Source organism: Atribacterota bacterium, from assembly GCA_039638595.1.
GTDB lineage: Bacteria > Atribacterota > Atribacteria > Atribacterales > Caldatribacteriaceae > Profundicultor > Profundicultor thermophilus.
Genome location: JBDIWM010000009.1, coordinates 23157 through 44696, shown reverse-complemented (window position 1 = coordinate 44696; position 21540 = coordinate 23157). Strand labels below are relative to the sequence as shown.

Sequence of the window (21540 nt, the reverse complement as noted above, 5' to 3'; positions counted from 1 at the left end):
ACGTGTAACATCCAAACCCTATGCATTCCTTTCTTTGCTGAAAAGGAACCCGTTTCGTAGTGCTTTCAAATGGTCGAGTACCTTACCTGCGCCGAGCGCCACACAGGAAATGGGGTCATCTGCGACATAAACCGGTGTACCCAGTGCTCGAGAAAACATTTCATCAATACCCCGAAGAAGCGATCCTCCCCCAGTAAGACAAATTCCTTTCTCCCCAATATCGGCAGCAAGCTCCGGAGGTGTATGTTCAAGAACGGATCTTGCCGTCTCAATAATGGCAGTCAGCGGCTCAATAAGGCAACGATATATCTCCGAAGACGTCACCGCCACCTCCTTGGGTAGACCCGATACCAGATCTCTCCCCTTCACTCGAATGGTCTTTTCCTCTTGGGGAGGAATAGCCCACCCAATCTCAATTTTAATCACTTCGGCAGTTCTTTCTCCAATCATGAGGCTCGATTTTTTTCGTAAATGCCGGATAATCGCTTCATCCATCTTGTCTCCAGCCACTCGGACTGATTGGCTCACCACCACTCCTCCCAGAGAAAGCACCGCAATGTCAGTGGTCCCACCGCCGATATCGATCACCATATTCCCCGAGGGACCAACGATATCCAAGCCTGCTCCCAGCGCGGCGGCCATCGGTTCCTCAATCAAGTAAGCTTTTCTGGCTCCTGCATGGTAGGCGGCGTCAAGAACCGCCCGTTTCTCCACCTCTGTCCCACCAGAGGGAACACAAATGACCACATCCGGCCTAAAGAGGCTCTTTCCACAAACTCGCTGAATAAAGTAGGACAACATCCGTCGAGTAATTTCGTAATTACTGATTACCCCTTCTCGTAATGGCCGGTGAGCCGTAATATATTCTGGAGTTTTGCCAATCATCTCCCACGCTTCTCTGCCCACCGCCAGAATTTCGTTCGAATTTTTGGCTATAGCGACCACCGAAGGCTCATTCAGCACAACCCCTCGCCCGTATACATAGATCAGAGTGGTTGCCGTCCCCAAGTCGATTCCCAATCGTTTATTCCACATTGGACTTCCTCCTACTCAGTCACTAATTCGTTCTATCGAAGCACCAAGGAAAGCTAACTTTTCTTCCAAACGCTCATATCCCCGGTCAACATGGGTGACGCCGTTCACCTCGGTTACTCCCTCTGCCGCAAGAGCGGCAAGGATTAATGCCGCACCAGCCCGTAAATCGGTAGCAGTCACCTCGGTACCGGTGAGTTTTTCCACCCCCACAACCACTGCGCTTCTTCCCTCTACCTGTATCTTTGCCCCCATCCGTTCCAGTTCTCCAACATGAGCGAAACGGCTTTCAAAAACAGTCTCGGTAATCACACTCACGCCATCCGCAAGACACAGTAACGCCATAAACTGGGCCTGCATGTCGGTAGGAAAACCGGGATAAGGCATGGTTTTAATATTGGTGGCCTTTGGCCGCTCCTCCATGGTCACGAAAATCTTATCTTCCTCCATCTTTTCGACCTGTACCCCAATCTCTTCCAGTTTCGTCAATATGGAACGCAAAAGGGCATAATCAACACCTTTCACAGTGACTTTTCCTCTGGTGATGGCACTGGCTACACAGAAGGTGCCAGCCTCAATGCGGTCATTCATAATCCGGTATTCACAACCCTCAAGATGCTTTTTTCCCCGAACCACGATGGTATCCGTCCCCGCCCCTTCAATCTCTGCTCCCATAAGCGACAGAAAATGCGCCAAATCCACAACTTCTGGCTCTCGAGCGGCGTTGGCAATGACCGTTTCTTCCGGAATGGTGGCAGCGAGCATCATCACATTTTCTGTGGCTCCCACACTGGGAAAATCGAGGTACACCTCTCCTCCGTGGAGCTCTTTCGCCCACCCTTCTATGTACCCGGAGCGCATGGAAACGTCCACTCCAAGATGCGAAAAACCCTTAAGATGCAGATCAATGGGTCGCGAACCAATAGCACACCCACCAGGAAGAGGTACCTGGGCACGACCAAACCGAGAAAGGAGCGGTCCAGTCACCAGAAACGAAGCGCGCATCCTGCGGATCAGCTCATACGGAGGCTCAATCAGCTCCAAAAAACCAGGATAAATGGTATAACTCCGGCTACCTACCCTTTCTACTTTTACCCCCAGGCTCTCAAGCACCATGAGCATGGTACGGACATCCAGAAGATCCGGTACATTATGGACGGTCGACGGAGATTCACTCAAAAGTGCCGCCGCCAGGACTGGTAAAGCCGCGTTTTTCGAACCGCTGACTTCAATTTCACCCCTCAAAGGTTGAGCACCATAAATACGAAATTTCGCCACTTTTGTCTCCACTGCAGAAAAGATTTGTCAAAATAATTATAACCAATTTTATCTTCCCACAACACGCCGAACACAAATTTTCTCTGCTTACTCTTTGTTCTTTTCCTCAGCCACCCCGGCTCCTTCCTTCTGAAAAAACTCAAATTCCACCTTCCCACCCTCATTCAACACCAGATATGCGGCAAAACGCTTTCCTTTTCGGGAACGAAAACCAACAATTTTTCCAGTCCTTCCCCGCAGAAGGAGTTCCTGAACCTGGCGTCGGCTGAGATTCTTTCCAGCAATCTGCTTCCAAACCGAGAACGAACATCCCTCTTTCCAGCGAGAACAGAAAAAATTCTTTTTGCTCTCATAAACTGGAGCACCACACAGGGGACATTGACCAAGCGGAGCATTCATCTTAGCCCGTACATTTCCTGCGTCCTGAGATTTGACCTTTTCCACAATTTCCACGGTTAATTTCTTGATCTCTTCCATAAATACTTCTCGTTGAAACAGCCCCTTCTCCATCAAGGCGAGCTTCTTTTCCCACTCTCCAGTGAGCTGTGGTGAGGCCAGCTCAAAGACCGGGATATTTTCTACCAGATTAATGAGTTCTATACCCTTGGGGGTGGGGAAAAGCGTTTTTTTCTCCCGCTCCACATACCCAACCTCGATCAGGCGTTCGATAATGCTGGCCCGAGTCGCTGGAGTCCCGATACCACTCTCTTTCAAAACCTCCCGCAATTCTTCATCCTCAACAAATCGACCCGCCCCTTCCATTGCCGCAAGGAGCGCGGCTTCAGTGTACCGGGGAGGAGCTTTGGTCTCCTTTTCTTCCTTCCAGGCTTTTTCAACAACCACTTCAATCCCTTTCTCTAAACGGGGAAGATACGTCTCGCCCTGTTCGTCCTCTTTCTCCCGGTACAATCTCCGCCATCCTGCTTCAAGCATGATCTTCGCCTTGCTCACGAATTTTTCACCGTCAACCATGGTCTTAACAGTCCTGTGCATCCACAGAGCGTCAGGATAAAAAACGCTCAGGAATCGGCGCACCAAAAGGTCCATCACTTTTTTCTCGCTTTCCGAGAGCACTTCCCAGCGAATTTCCTCCCCAGTGGGAATAATCGCATGGTGGTCAGAAACCTTGCTCCGGTCAAAAATCCGGCGATCAGAAAGCGACCGATGAGGATCTATTCCGGTTGTAAAATCCTGAAAGCCACACCGCTCCAGCATGGAAAAGGATTTCTCAACCTGAGACATCAAATCCTCAGAAAGATATCGAGAGCTCGTCCGGGGATAGGTGATCAGCTTATAATGCTCATACAGTTTCTGGGCAATATCAAGGGTCCGCTGTGCAGGGTACCCAAAGAGGCGATTCGCATCTCGCTGAAGTTCAGTGAGGTCATAGAGCAATGGATGGGCTTCAGCCATTTTCTGCTCACTAAAATCGCTCACCTGACCCTTTTTACCCAGGATTTTATCCAACACCTCTTGCGCCTTGGCTTCCTCAAAAAAACGGTCCTCCCCATTGTGCCATTTCCCCACATATCTTCCTTGGGGTGAATCGAATTCGGCAAAAACTTCAAAGTAAGTGGTGGGTTGAAACTCTTGAATTTCTCGTTCCCGGTGAACGAGAATCGCCAGAGTTGGTGTCTGAACCCTCCCCACGGAAAGAAGAATTTTGTAGCGAGTGGTAAAAACTCTGGTTCCGTTGATCCCCACCAACCAGTCACCTTCCGAACGGCACTTGGCGGCATGGGCCAGAAACTCGTATTCATCCGCGGCCTTCAATTCTAAAAACGCTTTGCGGATTGCTTCTTTGGTCATGGAAGAAAGCCAGAGTCGCCAGACGGGTTTCTCGCCGCCTAAAAACTCATAAATGTAACGGAAAATCAATTCTCCTTCCCGCCCTGCGTCACAGGCGTTCACAACACCATCAACTTCGGAAGACGCAAGAAGTTCCCGAATAACCGCGAGGCGCTTTTCTGCTCCTTCAATGGGTTTCAGTATAAAGGTTTGAGGAATAATTGGCAAAAGGTTGAGCCTCCAGGATTTCAATTTTCGGTCATAATCTTCCGGTTCAGCCAGGGTCACCAGGTGTCCCAAGGCCCAGGTAACGAAATACTCTTCACCTTCCAAATACTCTTTACGGTTCTCAAATTGGCCCAGTGCTTTCGCAATGTCACTCGCCACACTGGGTTTCTCGGTAATCACCAGTTTCTTACCCATTCTTTTCTCTCCAATCCAAACGATGTGTCTCGTTACTCTTTGGACGACGGACGGCGATAGGGCCGATACGGCGCTGGAATATATTCAACCGATGGCCTCTGGGTGAACGGCTGGGGATAGAAGTCCATCAACTCATATACCTCATCTGGAAGCCCTTCCCGTACCGGAAGACCCAGTTCACGAGCCATTTCCAGAGTCAGGGGAAAATCATGTGTCCATCTTCCTTCAGAAAGAATCGTGGCCAACTCTTTCGCTTGCTCTTCCGACATTTTCTCGTGCACCAGATTAAAGACCACCTGATATACCTGGCGGACCGCCTTACGGGCGATATCACCTAAAATAAGCGTTTCATCGTCCCGGTTAGGATTCGGTTCTTCGAGCGCTTTCAAAATCGAAGCAGCTGGATACTGCCCGTGGGGGGTTCCTATCTGCGGATCAACCGGCCCTAAAACTGCATTGGGATCCATAACAATTTCATCGGCTGCCAGGGCAATCAGCGTTCCTCCAGACATAGCGTAATGCGGCACAAATACGGTTACTTTTGCTTTATGTCTTTTCAGAGCACAAGCAATCTGTTCTGCCGCTAGAACCAGCCCCCCGGGGGTATGGAGGACAAGATCAATGGGCATATCCTCCGGTGTTAAATGAATGGCTCGCAAGACCTTTTCCGAATCTTCAATATTGATGTAGCGAGCAATGGGCAAACCCAAAAAACTGACCGATTCCTGGCGATGAATGAGTACAATAACCCTTGAACGGCGTTTCCGCTCAAAATTGCGAATGGCCAACAATCGTTGCTGTTCCAGAACCTTTCTCTGTAAAACCGGAAAATAAAAGCTTACAATGAGCAGCAAAAAAATGATATTCCAAAACATCAGTCTCCCTCCTGTGTTTTTTGAAAACGGAGTTTTCCCTCCTCAAACAGGTCTCCTCCATACACATCATAGGCTACAATGAGCGGAAAATCCTGAACCGCGATTCGGAGCAATGCCTGGGCCCCCAAATCCTCGTACGCACAGATTTCCTTCTGAATCACAAAGCTGGCAAGATATGCCCCTGCACCCCCACAAGCGACAAAATAAACCGCTTTCAATTTTTCACACAGTTTCTTCGCGATTTCACTTCTGGGCCCCTTCCCGATAGTGGCCCGAACTCCCCGAGAAAGAAACGTCTCCAGATATCGGTCCATCCGGGAACTGGTGGTCGGACCGATGGACCCTACTACTTCATACGGAGGCGCAGGTGTTGGCCCCGCATAGTACAGCACACTTCCTGCAAGCTGAACCGGTATTTCCCCACCTCTCTCCCAAACTTCCACTATTCGGCGGTGGGTTGCATCCCGAGCCACATAGAGCTCACCGCTCAGCGAAACCATGTCTCCGATACGAAGCATCATTACTTCCTCAACCGATAACGGTGTCTTTAGCACAAAATCTCGCCCTTTCAAGACACTCACCACCATAAGGTTTTCCTTCGAAAAACGTGACAGCTACAGGCGATTCCCACCGGGAAACTGGCAATATGACAGGGATAGGTTTCAATACGTACTTCAAGACACGTGACCTTCCCTCCCACCCCCTGGGGACCAATCCCCAGTTGATTCACATCCTGAAGCCATTTCTCTTCCAGAACCCGATAGCGCGGGTCAGGATGCACACTTCCCAGTGGACGACTCAAGGCACGATGAGCAAGAAACAGAGCATAGAGCGCGCTACCGCCAACACCAACACCCACGATAAGGGGTGGACAGGCCTGGGCCGCTTTTTCATTCAATGTTCGCAAAACCACCTCCTCGACCTCTTCAACAAGACTTCCTGGCTCCAGGACAGTCAAGGTAGTGATATTATCACACCCACCACCCTTGACCAACAATTCGATCTGGAACCGTTCTCCTTTGACCACATCAAAAAAATAGACTCCAGGGGTATTATCCTGGGTATTTTTTCCAAAAAAGGGGTCAGAAATGATGGATTTCCGAAAGTACCCTCGCTCATAAGCTCGGCGGATTCCCTCATCAAGGGCTTCCCGAATACTCCCTCCTTCCACTCTGACCTCCTCTCCCATGATAACCTCTGCCATAACCATCCCTGTATCCTGACAGAGCGGAAGCTTTTTTTCCTCCGCAACAGCATAGTTTTCCAGAACCTGCGAGAGCATTTCTTTTCCGCTTTCACTTTCCTCTTTCTGCCAAGCCCAGAACATCTTCTCTCGCAAACCCTGGCTACCAAAAACATTCAACTCCCACAGCGATTTCTCCACAGCCTGGACGATTTCTCGCGCTTGTACAACTTTCATTCCTCACGTCTCCTCCATCGGGAGAGGAATATATCCCTTTTCCATGGCTTCCCGAACCAGTGCTCTTGCCCGTCCAATGATCATCCTGACCTCATTCTCGAGTTCATTTTCGCTCACCACTCTCTGAGCGAGTCCCTGCTCCTGGGCCTTCAACGCCACAGCTTTTGCCTCTTCTACATACACTTCCCACTCCTCCATGCTGGGAATAATGTACTCCTCACTCAATCCCTTGGATCGCGCATAACGATAAAGCGCCAAAGCAGCTTCCACACACATCTCATCGGTAATCGCTCGGGCTCGGGCACTTAAAACACCACGGAAAAGGCCAGGAAAACCCAGAGAATTGTTAATTTGATTGGGAAAATCAGAACGACCTGTAGCGACAACTCTGGCTCCCGCTGCCTTTGCCTCCCAGGGCCAGATTTCAGGAGTGGGATTCGCACAGGCAAAAACGATGGCATCACGATTCATGCGCCGAACCCACTCTGGAAGAATGACTCCCGGACCAGGTGCAGAAAGGGCAATCAAGACATCTCTCCCTTCAATCGCTTCTTTTGTGCCACCCTGAATATTACCTCCGTTGGTTAACCAGCAAAGTTCCCACTTCCAGGGATTCTCTTCTTCCAAATCTTTCCTCTCCCGCGAGAGGACTCCTTTCCGGTCACAGAGCACCATGTTTTCCCCTCTTACCCCTGCTTTCATCAGAAGATGCGCAATACGGACATTGGATGCTCCAGCCCCAATGAGAGCAATCCCCACTTCCTCTTTTTTCTTTCCCACCACATCCAGAGCCCCCAAAAGACCAGCAAGAACCACCAAAGCCGTTCCCTGCTGGTCATCATGCCATACTGGTATCGTCAGTTTCTTCTTCAGTTCCTCCAGAAGTTCAAAACAAAAAGGCTGAGCAATATCTTCCAGGTTAACCCCTCCAAAACTCGGTTCAATCATAGTCACAAAATCGACAAGGTCATGAGGTCTTTTCACCCGAACACAAAGGGGAAAAGCATCCACCCCCCCCAGATACCGAAATAGGAGTGCTTTCCCCTCCATAACCGGCAACGCCGCCTCTGGGCCAATATTCCCCAGACCCAGAACCCGAGAACCATCGGACACGACGGCAACCGAATTCCACCGATTGGTGTACTGAAACGAAAATGACTTTTCTTCAAAGATGCGTCGCGAGACCTCGGCAACTCCCGGAGTGTACCAGAGAGCAAAATCATCGTAATTCCGCACCGGACACTTGAGATTGATTTCAATCTTTCCCTGGTAAAAAGCATGAAGCCTCAAAGACTCTATAAAAGGTTTATGAAGTTCTTCTTCGTTTCTTCTCTCCATACCCAAAACCTTCTCCTTCCTTTTTCTGGTCTTCCCATTGTAACATAAACCCGAAAGCCGTGAAGTATTCCGAATGCTTCCCATAACGGTACAACCTGCTTTTCTCTGCAAAGGGTGGTCCCTGACGAAACATTCCCTGCTATAATGATTCCGAAGGATGAACAGAGAAAAACCAACCGTTCTCGTATTTTACAGTCGAAAAAATAGGTTCAGTTTCAATGCCCTAATTGCCTCACTGTGCGCAACAGATCTGAAAAGAAAGGTAAATCTGGTGTGGGCAATAAATCAAGAAGAGCTCTATCATCGTGTTGCTGCTTTACCCCAGCCGGTTCTCCTCCTTTTTTCTAGCACCAGTCCAGAAAAGGAAGAAAAGAGAAAAATCCTCCACACTGTCAAAAATATACGACCTGAAACCATTCTCTGTGGCGGTGGCCCCCACCTGAGCGCTTGCCCAGAAGCGTTTCTTCCTCTTGCCACCATCACTGTGCAAGGAGAAGGAGAAGTCGCTATTCAGGAAATCGTTTCTCGCTTCATCACAGGACAATTATCCCTTGAGTACCAAACGGTCTTTACCGGTCCTGTTGACCTCGACCGTTTCCCTCCGTTTCCTCATGAACTTGGTGTTTTTGGCCCCATCGAAATCACCCGAGGTTGCCCCTTTGCCTGTGCCTTCTGTCAAACTTCATTCCTTTTCGGCCCCACCGTAAGACACCGCAACCTCTCCCACGTTCTCGAGTACGTGAAAATTATGAAACGGAAAAACCTCCTTGACCTGCGCTTTATTACTCCCAACGCCCTGGCTTACGGGTCGCCCGACGGGAGAACTGTTTGCCCCAATGCTCTGGCTCAGCTCCTCGGGGAATTGAGAAAGATAGTCGGGAAAAAAGGGCGCATTTTCTTCGGGTCATTTCCCTCAGAAATACGACCTGATTTTGCCTCCTGGGAACTCTTGAAACTCCTCAAAGAGCATGTGGATAACGACAATCTGATCATCGGAGCCCAATCCGGAAGTAATGCACTCCTGCGACGTATGCATCGACAACACCAGCAAGAAGACATCCTCAGAGCCACTGAACTCGCACTCCGGGCTGGTTTTAAAGTCAACGTCGATTTCATCTTCGGATGCCCGGAAGAAAACGAAGAAGAAGAACGTGAGAATTTGGCTACAGTGTGCACGCTTGCAGAAATGGGGGCCATCATTCACGCACACACGTTTATGCCCTTACCCGGAACACCTTGGGGAGAAAAAGCTGGAACGCCCCTTTCACCACAAACGAAGAAAGTTCTGGGACGACTCGCGCAACAAGGAAAACTCTTCGGACAGTGGTACACCCAGGAACGTCACGCACAGATTTTGCGAAAAAATCAGTGCGAAGAAAAGCGAAAATAGACGATATCCCCATCCTGAATCTCGTACTCTTTTCCCTCCTGACGGATATGTCCCAGCTGGCGGGCTTTTTCAAAAGACCCTATCGCCATAAGCTCGCTAAAATGAATCACCTCGGCTTTAATAAAGCCCTTTTCCATATCGCTGTGAACCTTCCCCGCAGCCTGAGGTGCCTTACTTCCCCGCAAAAGTTCTCGAGCCCGTAACTCTTTATCTCCAAAGGTATAAAAGGTGATAAGGTTCAAAAGACGGTATGCCGTCTGTACCACCAGCTTCAATCCCGTATCCTCAACTCCAAATTCCTGGAGGAACGCTTTTCGCTCTTCAGGCAGAAAGTCCTGAAGTTCTTCCTCCAATTTCGCAAAGACGGGTAAAATCGTGACACCCCTTTCCGCTAAGGTTGTTTTGACTTGTTGAAAAAGGAGTTTGGAGGTGTCCTGCTCATCTAGGTTCGCAACGTAGAAAAGCGGCTTTAAGGTGACAAATTGAGAAGAACTGAGGATTTCTTTTTCTTCTTCATCCAAGGTCACCTCCCGCAAGGGTGTACCTTGGCGAAGGGAAAAAAGGCATTTTTCCAAAACCTTTCCTTCAAGATGGACCTTCTCATCCTTAATCTTTCGCGCCAATTCTTTGACCTTCTCCCAGCGCTTTTCAGCAATTTCTAAATCAGAAAGGGCCAGTTCCAGATCGACGACTTCCTGATCTCGCAAGGGATCCACATTTTCCATCACGTGTGGAACTCTTTCGTCACCAAAAAAACGAATCACTTCCAGTACCACATCGACGCCCCGAATTACGCTTAAAAATTGATTACCAAGCCCTTCTCCACGGCTCGCTCCCTTCACCAGTCCGGCTACATCGACAAATTCGATGGTTGCCGGAACAACCCGCGGTGGAGAAAGAAGCTCACCCAAAATGGTAAGGCGTTCATCGGGAACCGTAACCACCCCGGGGTTGGGCTCAATCGTGCAGAAAGGATAACTGGCCACTTCAGCGTGCCCCCTGGTAAGAAGATTAAAAAGGGTGGTTTTCCCTGCATTTGGCAATCCCACAATGCCTACCCGAAGACCCACCTTACACCTCGAGCATACTTTCCTGAGGTAAAAGTGACATGCCCCGGCGCTTAATACCCCGAATTTTCCCTTCCAGTTTCCGCCGGGGAACCATGACAAATCGACCACACCGAAGACATCTGATGCCAATATCAACTCCCACACGAATTACTCGCCATTCTTGGCTTCCACAGGGGTGAGCTTTTTTGAGCACCAGAATATCATCGATCTCTAACCTGATAATACCCAAAACCACTCCTCCTCATTCGAGATACGTGTCTTCACAAAAAATCTTCTCCAAAGGCCGCCGTGGAGTCGCCTGAGGAAGTTTGACCGGATATCCCAAAGGCGTTATCCCTACAATTCTCACTTCTGGAGGAATAGCGCAGATTTCCTTAATTCGTTCCTCGTCAAAAGCACCAATCCAGCAGGTTCCCAGACCCTTTCCCCAGGCCATGAGCATCAAATGGGTGAGGGCTATGGCTACATCAACAGGCCAGCTTTCCATATAATTTCCAATACAACCGCCCCGAGCAATAGCACAGGCCACAATCACCACTGGCGCCTCCCCCACAAACTCCTGTCCAAAACAGGCTTGGGCGATCAACCGCCGTTTTTTCTCGTTTTTGACCACCACAAACTTCCAGGGTTGGAGATTATTGGCCGAAGGAGCAAGCCTCGCCGCGTTGAGGACCGCCTTCAAATCTTCCTCAGCCACTTCCTCAGCACGAAATTTTCGAACACTCCTTCGCGTTTCAATCGCTTCGGTTAAGTCCATGTCCATTCCTCCTTTTTACTTGTCATCAGGTTCGCCTTCCACAGTCACATCCACAGTTTGGCGGGGGATTTTGATTTCCAAGTAGGGCTGAAGCCTGTATGGATCGGCGATGACGTTTTTATTGGCCTCAAGGATCGCTTTCCACTTTCGACCATCTCGATAGTATCGCCGTGCAATGGTCCACAGATTATCCCAGGGTAAAATGACATAGGAAGTATATTTCTCGGTCTCTTCTAACTGACGGCTCAATTCCTCATTTTTTTTCTGAAGAGCCTCAATCTGTTCTTCTTTCTCCTTAAGCTGCTGCTTTAAAACGTTAACTCCCTCTTCGGCCTTCTGCAAGGTTTCTCGTAACCGGTTAATTTCTTCCGTAGAACCTTTTTCAACCTCGAGCTTCTGGAGTTCTCCCCTGATTTTTTCCACCTCGTACTGCTGCTTTTGGAGTTCGCTTTCCAGATCCATCTTTTCTCCAGCCAAACTTTCTATTTCCTGGCGCAACCGCTCTTTTTCCTGACTCAGACTTTCTACATCACCGATAATTTCTTTCCCCTTTTTGAGACTTTCCACCTCCTGAGTAAGATTTTCAAAGCGTTTTTCAATGTTCGACTTCTCTTGCCACAATTCCTCGACCATCTTCCGGAGCGATTCAATTTCTGCCGACGTGGCTGGATAGCGTTCCATCACCCCCTCAATTTTCTTAGCCACTGCCTGAATTTCCTCTCCCATGGAAGAAATCTTAGCCTCAATACCCATACGGAAGAAGTTTTGTGCAAAACCTTCGACCTCCTGGAGACGTTGTGATACCCCTGCGAGCCCCTCTTCCAGGTTTTGCAGAGCCTGCGCTGCATGTTGAGGAGGCGTAATACCTTCTTTTTTCAACGCTCCCAAATCCTCTTGAATGGTTTCCACGCTTTTTGTCAATTGCTGAACTTCAAGACTCGTGGCACGAACCAGGTTGTCCATTTTCGTCTCGTGCTCTTTGAGGCTTGCTTCCAGAGTAGAAATCTGACCATTAAACTGGTATAACCTCTCTTCGAGTTCCTTCCGCAGCCCAGAAAGGCTCTCCAACTCCTCCTTCATTTTCATCAAAGCCTCCTGGGTAGAACGACCTGCCGCTTCTTCTTCAGCGATACGCTTTTCTAAATTTCCAATATCTTTCTTACGCCCCTCCAGTTCCTGTTGTAACCGTTCTCGTTCTTCATACCACAAACGCAACTGGGACAAAATCTCTTCTTTCTGAGCAAGGATGGTAGCCATGTCTTTCTCCAGCACTTCCAGCCTGGCCTTATCAGGCAGCTCTTTTAACGCCTTGTCCAATTTTTCGTCGATTTCCTGTCCTAATTCTCCTTTAAAGCTCGTTAGCTCCCGGAGTCTTCCCTCCCAGAGAGCAATACTTTGACCCACTTCTGCAATATCTTTGTATAGCTTTTCAACGATTCCGGCATTCTCACCAAGCTTGTTCTCTACCTCCATAATCCATACTTTATTTTTCTCAAAATCGCCCTCCAGCAGAGAAACCTTCTCCTGGAGTGCCTCAATCGCTGGCTCGAGTTCTTCTCGAATTTCTCCCACCCGCCGAGATTGTTCGTTAAATAAACCTTCTACCTCCCTCAGGCGTTCTTCAAGCTCCTTCCACTTCGCATCCACCTTGACCGCTAAATCCTTGATACTTCCCTCAAAAACCTGTAACTGCTTTTGCCACTCCAAGACGAATTCTTCCCAGCGATTCTGAGGAACATATTCCTTCTGAAGTGCTGCCAGTCTTTGACTGATGGTCTCCCAATCTTGTATCTTTTCTTCCAAAAGATCCCTGGTTTCCTGGAATGAAGCAGAAAGAATTTGCAACTTTTCCTCTATTTCCCCTTTCAGCACAGCGATATCTTGCTGCAAGCCCTCCAGAATGGCCTTCAGCGTTTCAAAATCCCTGTTCACTTTGCCCTCAAGATCCTGAAACACCCCATCCTTCTCCTTAAGCTTCTGTTCCAGGTCCTCCCAAAGTGATCTCAGTTCTTTGTCTTTATCCTGAACGTACTTTAAAAGCGCTGAAAAACGCTGGTCGATATGTAACGCACTCAGCAAATTTTCCAATTCGGCAAGGTTTTTCCGCATCTCTTGACGAATTGTTTCCATCCTGGAATCATGAGCGGCAATACTCTGTTCCATGGCTTGAACCGTATCCTGGAGTGTTTGCACTCGGCTCAGAGAAGATTGAACAAGCGTTTTCAGACTTTCAAGGCTTCCAACCCAATCCTGCCACTTTTCATCGAAAATCCTTAGAGCTTGTTTCAGTCCCTCAGTCTCTTTTTCCTGATTGTCGATTCGTTTCCCAAGTTCCTCAACGATTTTCTTTTCCTCAAGTTGCGAAGCAGTGACTTGCTGAAAAGATGAAGATAATGAATCCACCTTCTGGCTGACAACATTGAAGAGCGACTCCACTTCCGAAAGTCGTCTAACTTTCGCCTCCAAAACCCCAACCCTGTCATCCATTTGAGTAAGCATATCTTTCGCACCTTTTGTCCTCTTTTCCACCTCATCCAACTTTCTCTGGACATCAGTAATGGTCTTTTGCCCCTCTGCCTGAAAATTGTCAAGATTCTTCACCGATGTTGCCAGAGAATCCACCTTCTTGCTAACCTCCAAAGTGGCTTTTACCTGTTCCTCCATACCCAAAAGCCGCTCACGCAATTGCGATAAATCACCCGGAAACGTTTTGAGAGTAGTGTCCAAATCTTCCACCCTTTTTCCCACTTCCGAAAGTCGTGTTTCCATCTCTTGCAACCGACCACCCAAACGAGGTACTTGAGCAAGAAGTACCAAAGCAAGGATAATCGCCACAATCGCCACGAGAAGCCCAAACCATGTTTTCAAAAAACCACCTCCCCTCACAAATCCTTAGAAAATTATAGCACAAAGAACTTTTGACCTTGCGAGTAATGACTCTGAGGAAACCTTATCGCAGAAGGAAACTCAAAATCAACGAGCAGAACCGAGAAAATAGAGAAGAGAGAAAAGGAACCAGAGAATGAAAAATACAACCCAATACGCCTTTCTCCAGTTCCTCAATTTTCTTTCCCTACGAGATGAAACAGTGAAAAACACCGCCCTACTCTTTGTCTTCACTCATAATCTGAGCGTAAACGGCACGAGCGAATTCTCTTTTTGTGCTCCGATCCACGAATTTTAAAGCTCGCAAGAGCTCATATTCTTCTTTCTCCAAACTCCCCCTTTTCATTTCTCGTTCCAGTTCTGGAACGTGAAAATATTCAAGGCTCAGAGTTGCCACGAGGAAATCTCTCCCCTCGGGAGTTCTGATTCGTGCTTCCAGTTTCTCTACAATCGATATATCTCCGGAACGATATCGTTCAACAATTTCCTCCCCAGAATATCCAGGAATGGTTCGGAAAACAGTATGAATCACGATTTCTCCCAATTCTTTTCCTGAGCGAACCTCCTCTTTCACTTCCCAGAGGAGAGGCGAAAAAGAGAGCATCTCTTCAGTCACCAGAGATTTGAGTTTACCAAAGTCAATCCCCTGGTTTTCAAGCTTTCGCAAGGCCCTTTCGATGACCACTTGTTTCGGTTCTTTCCCTTTCCTCACTTCTTCCCCTACCCTTTGGTTCTCCTTAAGGGTTAATTCCTTTTCGGTCTCTTCCTGGACAGGATACCCTTTCTTGGGATATTCTTTGACAACTTCTTCAACCGTTTCTTGTTCTTCTTCAGTCACCCGGGGACGGGGCAAAGCACCCCACTTTCCCTCTCGTATGGCTTCACCTGAAACCTCACTCGCCCCACGAGTGGCTTCTCGAGGGGGAAAGGGAAAACGCCTCTTTCCCACTTCCTCTTCTTCCTCCTCTTCACTGGTCCACCGCCTTCTCTCCCGAGCACTCTCGCGCAAAATCAGAATAATACTGATTAAAATAGCCACGATTAAAATTGCCAGGATCAATCCAATAACGTCTTGAATCCTGAACTCACCCATGCACGCACCTCTAATCTTTACGGTCAAAATAAATGTTCTTCCCCTTCGCCGCAAGGGGAATTCCCATCACCACATCATCCTGTGTAAGACCGATACGTCTGGCAATCACTCCAATACGGTACATAATACGATTATCGACGTTAAATAGCGAAGCCGTTTTTACTGCCGATCCCAAAGCAATTCCAAGATCCAGAAGGCGCAACATACACTGCGGACCTTTAAATTCTCTTTTTTCCTTTGGTTCCAGTTCCGTGCAGGCATCAAAACCGCATCCCCCACAATTTAAGCCCATCACCTGAGCATCCTTTAACCCAATCAACACCACCGCTGACGAATCCAAGACGTTTTTCCCGTCTCGAATAAAACCTCGAATTCCCGTCTCTTCCCCATACTGTACCATTGCCTCTCCCAACTTTTGTAACAAATCTCCCTCCACCACTTGAACCGTAACAAAATCTTTTCCTCCCGATTTTGGGGCAGTCCGGGCTGAAATAACCATAAACTCAGCAATCTGCCTCAATGCTGCCTCCATTCTCATCCTCCTTTCACTGCAAGATGAAATTGTTCAGGCCAAGTTCTAAGCCATATCGAAGCACTCGCTCATAAGTTACCGTATCAATCTGCCCACCGAGCTCGGGAAATTCCGAAGCCCGATACATGGGACGATACTGCCGCATCAGCGTGATAAAAATCCGCCGAGAAACATTTTCAGCCAGAAACCGCAAATTCTCCATGGCTTCGTCAACCAGAGAGGGAATAAGTAAAATCCTTACCACCATCCCTCTCAATGCCACATTTTCCTCATTACACACCACTTCCCCAACTTGGGCAAACATTTCCCGCACTGCTTCCCGGTTAAAATACGGGTAGAAAAGTGCCCGAGAGTACCGTACCCCGCTTTCTTCTCTTGAATATCTCATATCTGGTAAGTAAATGTCAACCACACCTTTTAAAAGACGGAGAATTTCTACCCTTTCATACCCCCCAGTATTGTAAACCAAAGGAAGCGAAAAACCAGCCTTTTTGGCGATACTCAATGCGCAGAGAATTTGGGGTAAAAAATGAGTCGGAGTCACCAGATTCAGATTATGACATCCTTCCTTTTGCAGCGTGAGCATAATTGCAGCCAGCGTTTCGCAATCAACTTCTTCTCCTTCGTCAAACTGACTGATGGTGTAATTCTGGCAGTACACACAGTGCATGTTGCATCCGGTGAAAAAGATGGTGCCCGAACCCTTCCGGCCACTCAACAACGGTTCTTCTCCAAAATGGGGATGGAAACTGGCTATTCTGGGCAACATCCCTCCTCGACAGAATCCTTTTTCGCCTCGCAGACGGTTCACGCCGCAACAACGTGGGCAGAGGTCACAGTGCCTAAGATGGTCATAGAGGGAAAAGACCAGAAGCTCAAGCGGTGATTCCATGCTTCAACAGTCGACCTTGTCGTCTGGACAATAGGGAAATTTAATGAAAATGCCTTTTAGAGAAGAATTCTCCAGGGTATAGAGATCGTGTTTTTCCCCCGGTTCCACCCGAAAAGCCATGCCCTGTTCCACCGGTATTTCGGACTCGTCGATTTTTAATATCCCCTTCCCTTCCAGGATGAAAAAGGTTTCTTCCACTTCCCGGTGGTAATGAGCTCCCATGCAGGTCCCAGGCTTGAGTAAAACCACACCCCAGTCAAGTCGGGGGCCCCGAAAAAGGTATTTGATGCCCCAATCTCCATTCCGAAAGCTCTTCTCATCTTCGCGCACCATTTCCACTTGCAATCCCTCCTTTCAGTACACCTCTTTCAAGATAGAGTACAAGTCCTCCGTATCCATGGATCGAGGGTTCTCCTTGATGCTCGCTCCAATTCGCTCTGGTCGAATAACTGAAATGAGTGCTTCCTCCCCAACACCAAACTCCCGAAGTCTGGTCCGTAAACCAATCCTTTGCATCAGGTGCTCAAACGCCTTTATCCACTCTTCCACCCCCTGGTTCCCGGTAACCCGAGCAAGCTCGAGATACCGTTTTTCTAAAACGTCTCGATTAAACCGAACCACGGCCGGAAAGAGTATACCGCAGGCTTCTCCATGCACAATTCCAAAATCAGGACCAATCATGTGCGCCAGACCATGAATCGGCCCCGACGAAGCATTGGCAAAGGCCATGGCACTCACCAGACTCCCCAGAGCCATCTCTTTCCGATATTCGAGATTATCACCATCCTGAACGGCCAGTGGTAGATGCCTCCATAGTCTTTCCACCGCTTCCAGAGCCAAAAAATCGGTCATAGGGCTTCTCCGGGGACTGGTGTATGCTTCAATAGCTTGGATTAGAGCATCAACACCGCTTACCGCGGTAAGGTAAGGACTCATGAAACGAGTGTAGAGCGGGTCAACGATGACCAGAGTAGCAATGAGAAAGGGACTCCGAAAACTTTTTTTGAGCTTTCTGGTGTAATCGGTGAGCACGGCGTTATTGGTCATCTCCGAACCCGTGCCTGCCGTGGTGGGCATAGCTATCCAGGGAATGCCAGGATGGGGCAGGGTTTGTCCCTCGAAAAAGGGAACCACGCTTTCTCCGTTCCCACAAACGCCGGCTATGGCCTTTCCACAATCCAGAACACTTCCTCCCCCTACAGAGAGCACCAAGTCACAATTCTCTCGATACGCCAGGCTCACACCGCGGTCAACGGTCTTTAGGGATGGTTCAGGCTCAACCCCCTCAAAGATGACCCATTCTAAAGACGACTCAGCAAGAGAAGTCATGACTTCATCAAGAATTCCATACCGTTGAACAAAACTTTTTCCAATGACGAAAAGCACCTTTTTTCCCAGTCGCTTAATCAGTTCCCCCACCCTTTTTCCTTCACCGAGACCAAAATAAATCTCTTTTGGTAAGCGAAAGACAAATTGCTCTCCCATTTTATTCTCCCATGACCTGGACAACGAGTCGTCGATCTCGGGGACGATTGTCAAAATCGATAAGAACGATGTCCTGCCAGGTCCCCAGAATCAGCTTCCCATCCTCAAAGGGAATCACAAGGGACGGTCCAGCAAAACTGGAACGCACATGAGCATACCCATTCCCATCCCCCCAGCGAAGATTGTGCTCGTATTCACCAGTAGAAGGAACGAGCTTTTCCCAGGCATTTTTGACATCAGCCACAAGACCTGGCTCGAATTCAAGAGTCGTTACAATCGCTGTGTTCCCTGGAACAAAGAGCAAAACCATCCCCCGTTGGAGCGCAGATTGTGCCAAAAGCTCCACCACTTTGTCTGTAATTTTCACCACTTCACCGTGCCCTGCGGTGGGAAAAACAAGTTCTCTAGTCACGATCACCTCCAACACCTCCTACAATTTCCTCCATATTCCCACAATTTTCCCGATTACCATAGCCACATTCCAAGAAGAAACCGAACCATCAGCTTCATCAGCCAAAAGCTTCCCTTTTTCCCCGATTCTCCGGATCGCAATATTTCCGCCTTCCCACACTAACACCAAATCCCCCACACAACCTGTTTCTTTTTTATTAATGAACAGATAATCTCCCCCAAGGATATGCCACGCCCGAAACCCATCTCCATCAACCTTTAACACGAAACATCCTTCTTCACCCAAAAGAGAACGAGAGAAAAGAAAAAATTTCTTTGCCTCTCCAATATCGAAACCTCTTTTGTTGAAAGTAAAACCTTCCACCAGCGGGACAATCACCATATCTTTACTCAGTCGAGCATCAATCCGATGTACATTCAGCTCAATCGCTCGTGGTTTGGCCGGGTCCCTACGGATAAAACCTTTTCCCTCGAGCTTACGCAGATGGTAGTGAACACTACAGGACGAAGCTAAGCCCACCGCCTCGCCAATCTCTCTCACTGTGGGTGGATAGCCATTTTTGCGAGAATACTGCTCAATGAAAAGAAGGATTTCCTCTCCTTTTGAAGAAATACTCTTCTTCCCTCTCATTACCATGTTCTCAAGGGATGATCGGACAAGTCAGGGTTCTCTTCACTCCGCTTAACGACTGAATATCTCGTAATATGGTTTCTCCAATTTCCCGGTTATTTTCTGCCTCAACCAGAGCAATGAGATCAAAAGGCCCCATGATCCGATCCACCCTCAAAAAGGCAGGATTTTGGACCAACTCCTTTTTGATGTGCTGCGCTTTCCCTGCCTGCACCTGGATCAGAATATAGGCTTGCACTCCCAAGCACAACACCTCTACATGATGTCACGAGAAGTGACCTTGATAATCTCCTCAATGTAGCCCTTGAGAAGCGCAGGAATCCCTGGAAGATCGATACTCAAAAACCCTCGAGTGAGGAGAGACAACGCTTCTTCTTTCTTAAGGCCTCGAGCACGCAGGTAGTTGATGGTTTCCTCTTCCAGAGGTCCTACCGCAGCTTCATGCGAAAGACGAGCTTTTGGAGCACCGTGAACCTCCAGTTCTGGAATCGAAATAATTTTGGCCTCCGAAGAAAAGAGGATCCCCTTGCATTCAAGGTGAGCTTGGGTATCGTCATGGTAGGAGATGAGGCGTCCTCGAGTGTATATTTCCGCCTGCTCCACGGCACAGACCCGGGAAATAGAGTTTCCCCGACATCCTGCCGCCTTTAAAAGGAGGGTAGAACCAATATCGATGTAGGAGCGGCCTTTCGCAAAAATGATGCTCTGAAACTGGGCGTTCGCGTTTTTCCCTTCCAGAGATGCCCGAGGAAAGGTCTGTAAAGAAGCCACCGGCTTCATCAGCACATAGGTACTGCTAAAGAAAGCATTGTCCTCCATGCGTATCGCAGTCCGAGGACGAACGTGAAACTGTTCCCCCCAGTTATGAATCATGGTAAACGTGAGACGGCTCCCTCTCCCAAGGTAGAACTCGCTCACCCCGATGTGGACGCCTTCCTCACTTCCTTTTACCGAAGCACATCCGGTGATAATGTTCGCCTCAGCCCCTTCTTCCAGAATCACGAGGTTATGAACACTCTGCACTCTGGATTTCTCAGAAACCAAAAGACAGGCCTGGAGCGGGATATCGACTTTCTGGTGTGCAAAAACCCGAATGAAATACCCTTCTGTGAAACAGAGTTCAGCAAAAGCGGTATATTTGTCCATGTCAACCGGAATTAGCTTCCACCAGTATTCCGAAACAACTTCAGGATAAAGTTCCAGAGCCCGACGGACACTCATGATTTCGAGTTTTCCCTCGAAAGGTTTCAGAACTCGTTCATAGATTGCGGAACGATCCACCTGGAGATAGGTCCCCGCTCCCGGACTTTCCAGCTCCACACCGGCGTACAGAGCTGCTTCTTTCAGCTGAGAAGATACTTCTTCCAGACTACCAATTTGCTCCTTTGGAGAACACTCGTAAAAACGAGAGAGATCCACATCAGGGCCAAAGACTGCTTTCTTGATGAGTGCTCCTTCGGCTTTTTCTTTGATCGCGCGCAAAACATCACCCACAGTACTCATCGTTCACACCTCAGACATTCGCTGTATCCTTTCATTCGGATATCTTCAAAAAGATCCCGAGGATTACCACTACAAACAATTCGACCATTCACCAGCACATGACCCTGGTCAGCGTTCAGATAATCCAGAATATAACCGGTATGAGTAATAACCAGACCCGACCGCTTCTTTGTCCGCACCTGCTCCCGTTCAAAAAGTTCTTTCAGCGCTTTCCCCACCAGGGCAATATTATCAAGGTCCACCCCGGATTCCGGTTCATCAACCATGGAGAAAAGAGGACGCTGCAAGAGAAGTTGGAAAATTTCTGCTCGTTTGGCCTCTCCTCCCGAAAAACCGACTCCAACTTCCCGTGGAAGGAGATAGGAGCAATCCAAGCGGTGGGCTACACGTTCAAGAAGAGATGGATCATCAAAACCATGGGTCTTTATAATCACCTCTCCCATGGTACGGAGAGAAATGCCCCGTACCGGGGGCATCTTTTGAAACGCGATACCAATCCCCCTTTTGGCTCGTTCCTCCATATCAAGGCGAGTAATGTCCTCACCATTAAAGAAAATTTGTCCTGACACAATCTGATAGCCAGGAACTCCCATAATGGCCATAAGGAGCGTGGTCTTACCCACCCCATTGGGACCAAGAAGAACATGCACTTCTCCTTCTCGAATTTCCAGAGTTACCCCGTCAAGAACTACGCGATCCTCTACCGAAACCTTCAGGTTTTCTACACGAAGCATTC

22 protein-coding genes are annotated in these 21540 nt (G+C 48.5%); 1 reads left to right on the top strand and 21 read right to left on the bottom strand.

Annotated elements, in window-relative coordinates; genetic code table 11:
* Positions 1–18 precede the first annotated feature (18 nt).
* The 7 genes from ABDK92_03840 to ABDK92_03810 all read right to left on the bottom strand — a co-directional run bounded on the left by ABDK92_03840 (position 19) and on the right by ABDK92_03810 (position 8154).
* Positions 19–1035: a rod shape-determining protein gene (locus ABDK92_03840; GenBank protein ID MEN3185755.1), complete on the bottom strand. Its 1017-nt coding sequence runs from the start codon at positions 1033–1035 to the stop codon at positions 19–21.
* A gap of 15 nt (positions 1036–1050) precedes the next feature.
* Positions 1051–2310 carry a UDP-N-acetylglucosamine 1-carboxyvinyltransferase gene (gene murA / locus ABDK92_03835; protein MEN3185754.1) on the bottom strand — a complete coding sequence of 420 codons (1260 nt, stop codon included), beginning with the start codon at positions 2308–2310 and terminating at the stop codon, positions 1051–1053.
* 87 nt (positions 2311–2397) lie between these two features.
* The gene (locus tag ABDK92_03830) at positions 2398–4521 is read right to left on the bottom strand and encodes a DNA topoisomerase 3 (GenBank protein ID MEN3185753.1); all 2124 of its coding nucleotides are present in this window, start codon (positions 4519–4521) and stop codon (positions 2398–2400) included.
* 32 nt (positions 4522–4553) lie between these two features.
* Positions 4554–5396, bottom strand: a complete 843-nt coding sequence (locus ABDK92_03825; protein ID MEN3185752.1) for an ATP-dependent Clp protease proteolytic subunit — start codon at positions 5394–5396, stop codon at positions 4554–4556.
* On the bottom strand, positions 5396–5977 hold the full coding sequence (locus ABDK92_03820; protein MEN3185751.1) for a FumA C-terminus/TtdB family hydratase beta subunit: 582 nt from the start codon (positions 5975–5977) through the stop codon (positions 5396–5398). Before ABDK92_03820 ends, ABDK92_03825 begins: the two co-directional genes overlap by 1 nt.
* A complete protein-coding gene (locus tag ABDK92_03815; protein MEN3185750.1) occupies positions 5974–6816 on the bottom strand; it encodes a fumarate hydratase in 843 nt (280 codons plus the stop codon). The genes ABDK92_03820 and ABDK92_03815 overlap by 4 nt, the downstream gene beginning before the upstream one ends.
* Before the next feature lie 3 nt (positions 6817–6819).
* Complete coding sequence (locus tag ABDK92_03810; protein MEN3185749.1) at positions 6820–8154, bottom strand: NADP-dependent malic enzyme; 1335 nt, start codon at positions 8152–8154, stop codon at positions 6820–6822.
* A gap of 157 nt (positions 8155–8311) precedes the next feature.
* Between ABDK92_03810 and ABDK92_03805 the strand changes: the two genes are divergently transcribed.
* A complete protein-coding gene (locus ABDK92_03805) occupies positions 8312–9544 on the top strand; it encodes a TIGR04013 family B12-binding domain/radical SAM domain-containing protein (GenBank protein MEN3185748.1) in 1233 nt (410 codons plus the stop codon).
* Here ABDK92_03805 and ychF read toward each other — a convergent pair.
* From ychF to ABDK92_03735, 14 genes are all read right to left on the bottom strand, one after another.
* The gene (ychF, locus tag ABDK92_03800) at positions 9520–10614 is read right to left on the bottom strand and encodes a redox-regulated ATPase YchF (protein MEN3185747.1); all 1095 of its coding nucleotides are present in this window, start codon (positions 10612–10614) and stop codon (positions 9520–9522) included. The two genes, ABDK92_03805 and ychF, sit on opposite strands and share 25 nt — an antisense overlap.
* A 1-nt stretch (position 10615) precedes the next feature.
* Positions 10616–10849 carry a DUF951 domain-containing protein gene (locus ABDK92_03795; GenBank protein MEN3185746.1) on the bottom strand — a complete coding sequence of 78 codons (234 nt, stop codon included), beginning with the start codon at positions 10847–10849 and terminating at the stop codon, positions 10616–10618.
* A gap of 6 nt (positions 10850–10855) precedes the next feature.
* Positions 10856–11371 (bottom strand): nitroreductase family protein, encoded by a 516-nt coding sequence (locus tag ABDK92_03790; GenBank protein MEN3185745.1) that lies wholly within the window; start codon positions 11369–11371, stop codon positions 10856–10858.
* A 15-nt stretch (positions 11372–11386) separates the two neighbouring features.
* On the bottom strand, positions 11387–14239 hold the full coding sequence (locus ABDK92_03785; protein MEN3185744.1) for a hypothetical protein: 2853 nt from the start codon (positions 14237–14239) through the stop codon (positions 11387–11389).
* Positions 14240–14474: 235 nt separating this feature from the next.
* A complete protein-coding gene (locus ABDK92_03780; GenBank protein MEN3185743.1) occupies positions 14475–15350 on the bottom strand; it encodes a hypothetical protein in 876 nt (291 codons plus the stop codon).
* A gap of 10 nt (positions 15351–15360) precedes the next feature.
* Positions 15361–15882, bottom strand: coding sequence for a DUF2148 domain-containing protein (locus tag ABDK92_03775; protein ID MEN3185742.1), 522 nt, complete (start codon positions 15880–15882; stop codon positions 15361–15363).
* 13 nt (positions 15883–15895) lie between these two features.
* Positions 15896–16774: a radical SAM protein gene (locus ABDK92_03770; protein ID MEN3185741.1), complete on the bottom strand. Its 879-nt coding sequence runs from the start codon at positions 16772–16774 to the stop codon at positions 15896–15898.
* A 3-nt stretch (positions 16775–16777) separates the two neighbouring features.
* A complete protein-coding gene (locus ABDK92_03765) occupies positions 16778–17107 on the bottom strand; it encodes a cupin domain-containing protein (GenBank protein ID MEN3185740.1) in 330 nt (109 codons plus the stop codon).
* A 21-nt stretch (positions 17108–17128) separates the two neighbouring features.
* Positions 17129–18259, bottom strand: coding sequence for an iron-containing alcohol dehydrogenase (locus ABDK92_03760; GenBank protein MEN3185739.1), 1131 nt, complete (start codon positions 18257–18259; stop codon positions 17129–17131).
* 1 nt (position 18260) lies between these two features.
* Positions 18261–18671 (bottom strand): secondary thiamine-phosphate synthase enzyme YjbQ, encoded by a 411-nt coding sequence (locus ABDK92_03755; GenBank protein MEN3185738.1) that lies wholly within the window; start codon positions 18669–18671, stop codon positions 18261–18263.
* Positions 18672–18689: 18 nt separating this feature from the next.
* Entirely contained in the window at positions 18690–19301 is a 612-nt protein-coding gene (locus ABDK92_03750; GenBank protein ID MEN3185737.1) for a S24 family peptidase, read from the bottom strand.
* Positions 19302–19311: 10 nt separating this feature from the next.
* Positions 19312–19539 (bottom strand): Lrp/AsnC ligand binding domain-containing protein, encoded by a 228-nt coding sequence (locus tag ABDK92_03745; GenBank protein MEN3185736.1) that lies wholly within the window; start codon positions 19537–19539, stop codon positions 19312–19314.
* A 17-nt stretch (positions 19540–19556) separates the two neighbouring features.
* On the bottom strand, positions 19557–20804 hold the full coding sequence (locus ABDK92_03740) for a SufD family Fe-S cluster assembly protein (GenBank protein ID MEN3185735.1): 1248 nt from the start codon (positions 20802–20804) through the stop codon (positions 19557–19559).
* Complete coding sequence (locus tag ABDK92_03735; GenBank protein MEN3185734.1) at positions 20801–21538, bottom strand: ABC transporter ATP-binding protein; 738 nt, start codon at positions 21536–21538, stop codon at positions 20801–20803. The genes ABDK92_03740 and ABDK92_03735 overlap by 4 nt, the downstream gene beginning before the upstream one ends.
* Between the last annotated feature and the right edge of the window lie 2 nt (positions 21539–21540).

What these genes read in the sequence shown, in the direction of transcription:
- ABDK92_03810 (MEN3185749.1), bottom strand. Translation starts at nt 8,154, where the DNA reads ATGGAGAGAAGAAACGAAGAAGAACTTCATAAACCTTTTATAGAGTCT.
- ABDK92_03735 (MEN3185734.1), bottom strand. Translation starts at nt 21,538, where the DNA reads ATGCTTCGTGTAGAAAACCTGAAGGTTTCGGTAGAGGATCGCGTAGTT.
- ABDK92_03750 (MEN3185737.1), bottom strand. Translation starts at nt 19,301, where the DNA reads ATGAGAGGGAAGAAGAGTATTTCTTCAAAAGGAGAGGAAATCCTTCTT.
- ABDK92_03825 (MEN3185752.1), bottom strand. Translation starts at nt 5,396, where the DNA reads ATGTTTTGGAATATCATTTTTTTGCTGCTCATTGTAAGCTTTTATTTT.
- ABDK92_03790 (MEN3185745.1), bottom strand. Translation starts at nt 11,371, where the DNA reads ATGGACTTAACCGAAGCGATTGAAACGCGAAGGAGTGTTCGAAAATTT.
- ABDK92_03815 (MEN3185750.1), bottom strand. Translation starts at nt 6,816, where the DNA reads ATGAAAGTTGTACAAGCGCGAGAAATCGTCCAGGCTGTGGAGAAATCG.
- ABDK92_03780 (MEN3185743.1), bottom strand. Translation starts at nt 15,350, where the DNA reads ATGGGTGAGTTCAGGATTCAAGACGTTATTGGATTGATCCTGGCAATT.
- ABDK92_03770 (MEN3185741.1), bottom strand. Translation starts at nt 16,774, where the DNA reads ATGGAATCACCGCTTGAGCTTCTGGTCTTTTCCCTCTATGACCATCTT.
- ABDK92_03760 (MEN3185739.1), bottom strand. Translation starts at nt 18,259, where the DNA reads ATGGGAGAGCAATTTGTCTTTCGCTTACCAAAAGAGATTTATTTTGGT.
- ABDK92_03830 (MEN3185753.1), bottom strand. Translation starts at nt 4,521, where the DNA reads ATGGGTAAGAAACTGGTGATTACCGAGAAACCCAGTGTGGCGAGTGAC.
- ABDK92_03840 (MEN3185755.1), bottom strand. Translation starts at nt 1,035, where the DNA reads ATGTGGAATAAACGATTGGGAATCGACTTGGGGACGGCAACCACTCTG.
- ABDK92_03805 (MEN3185748.1), top strand. Translation starts at nt 8,312, where the DNA reads ATGAACAGAGAAAAACCAACCGTTCTCGTATTTTACAGTCGAAAAAAT.
- ABDK92_03775 (MEN3185742.1), bottom strand. Translation starts at nt 15,882, where the DNA reads ATGGAGGCAGCATTGAGGCAGATTGCTGAGTTTATGGTTATTTCAGCC.
- ABDK92_03740 (MEN3185735.1), bottom strand. Translation starts at nt 20,804, where the DNA reads ATGAGTACTGTGGGTGATGTTTTGCGCGCGATCAAAGAAAAAGCCGAA.
- ABDK92_03765 (MEN3185740.1), bottom strand. Translation starts at nt 17,107, where the DNA reads ATGGTGCGCGAAGATGAGAAGAGCTTTCGGAATGGAGATTGGGGCATC.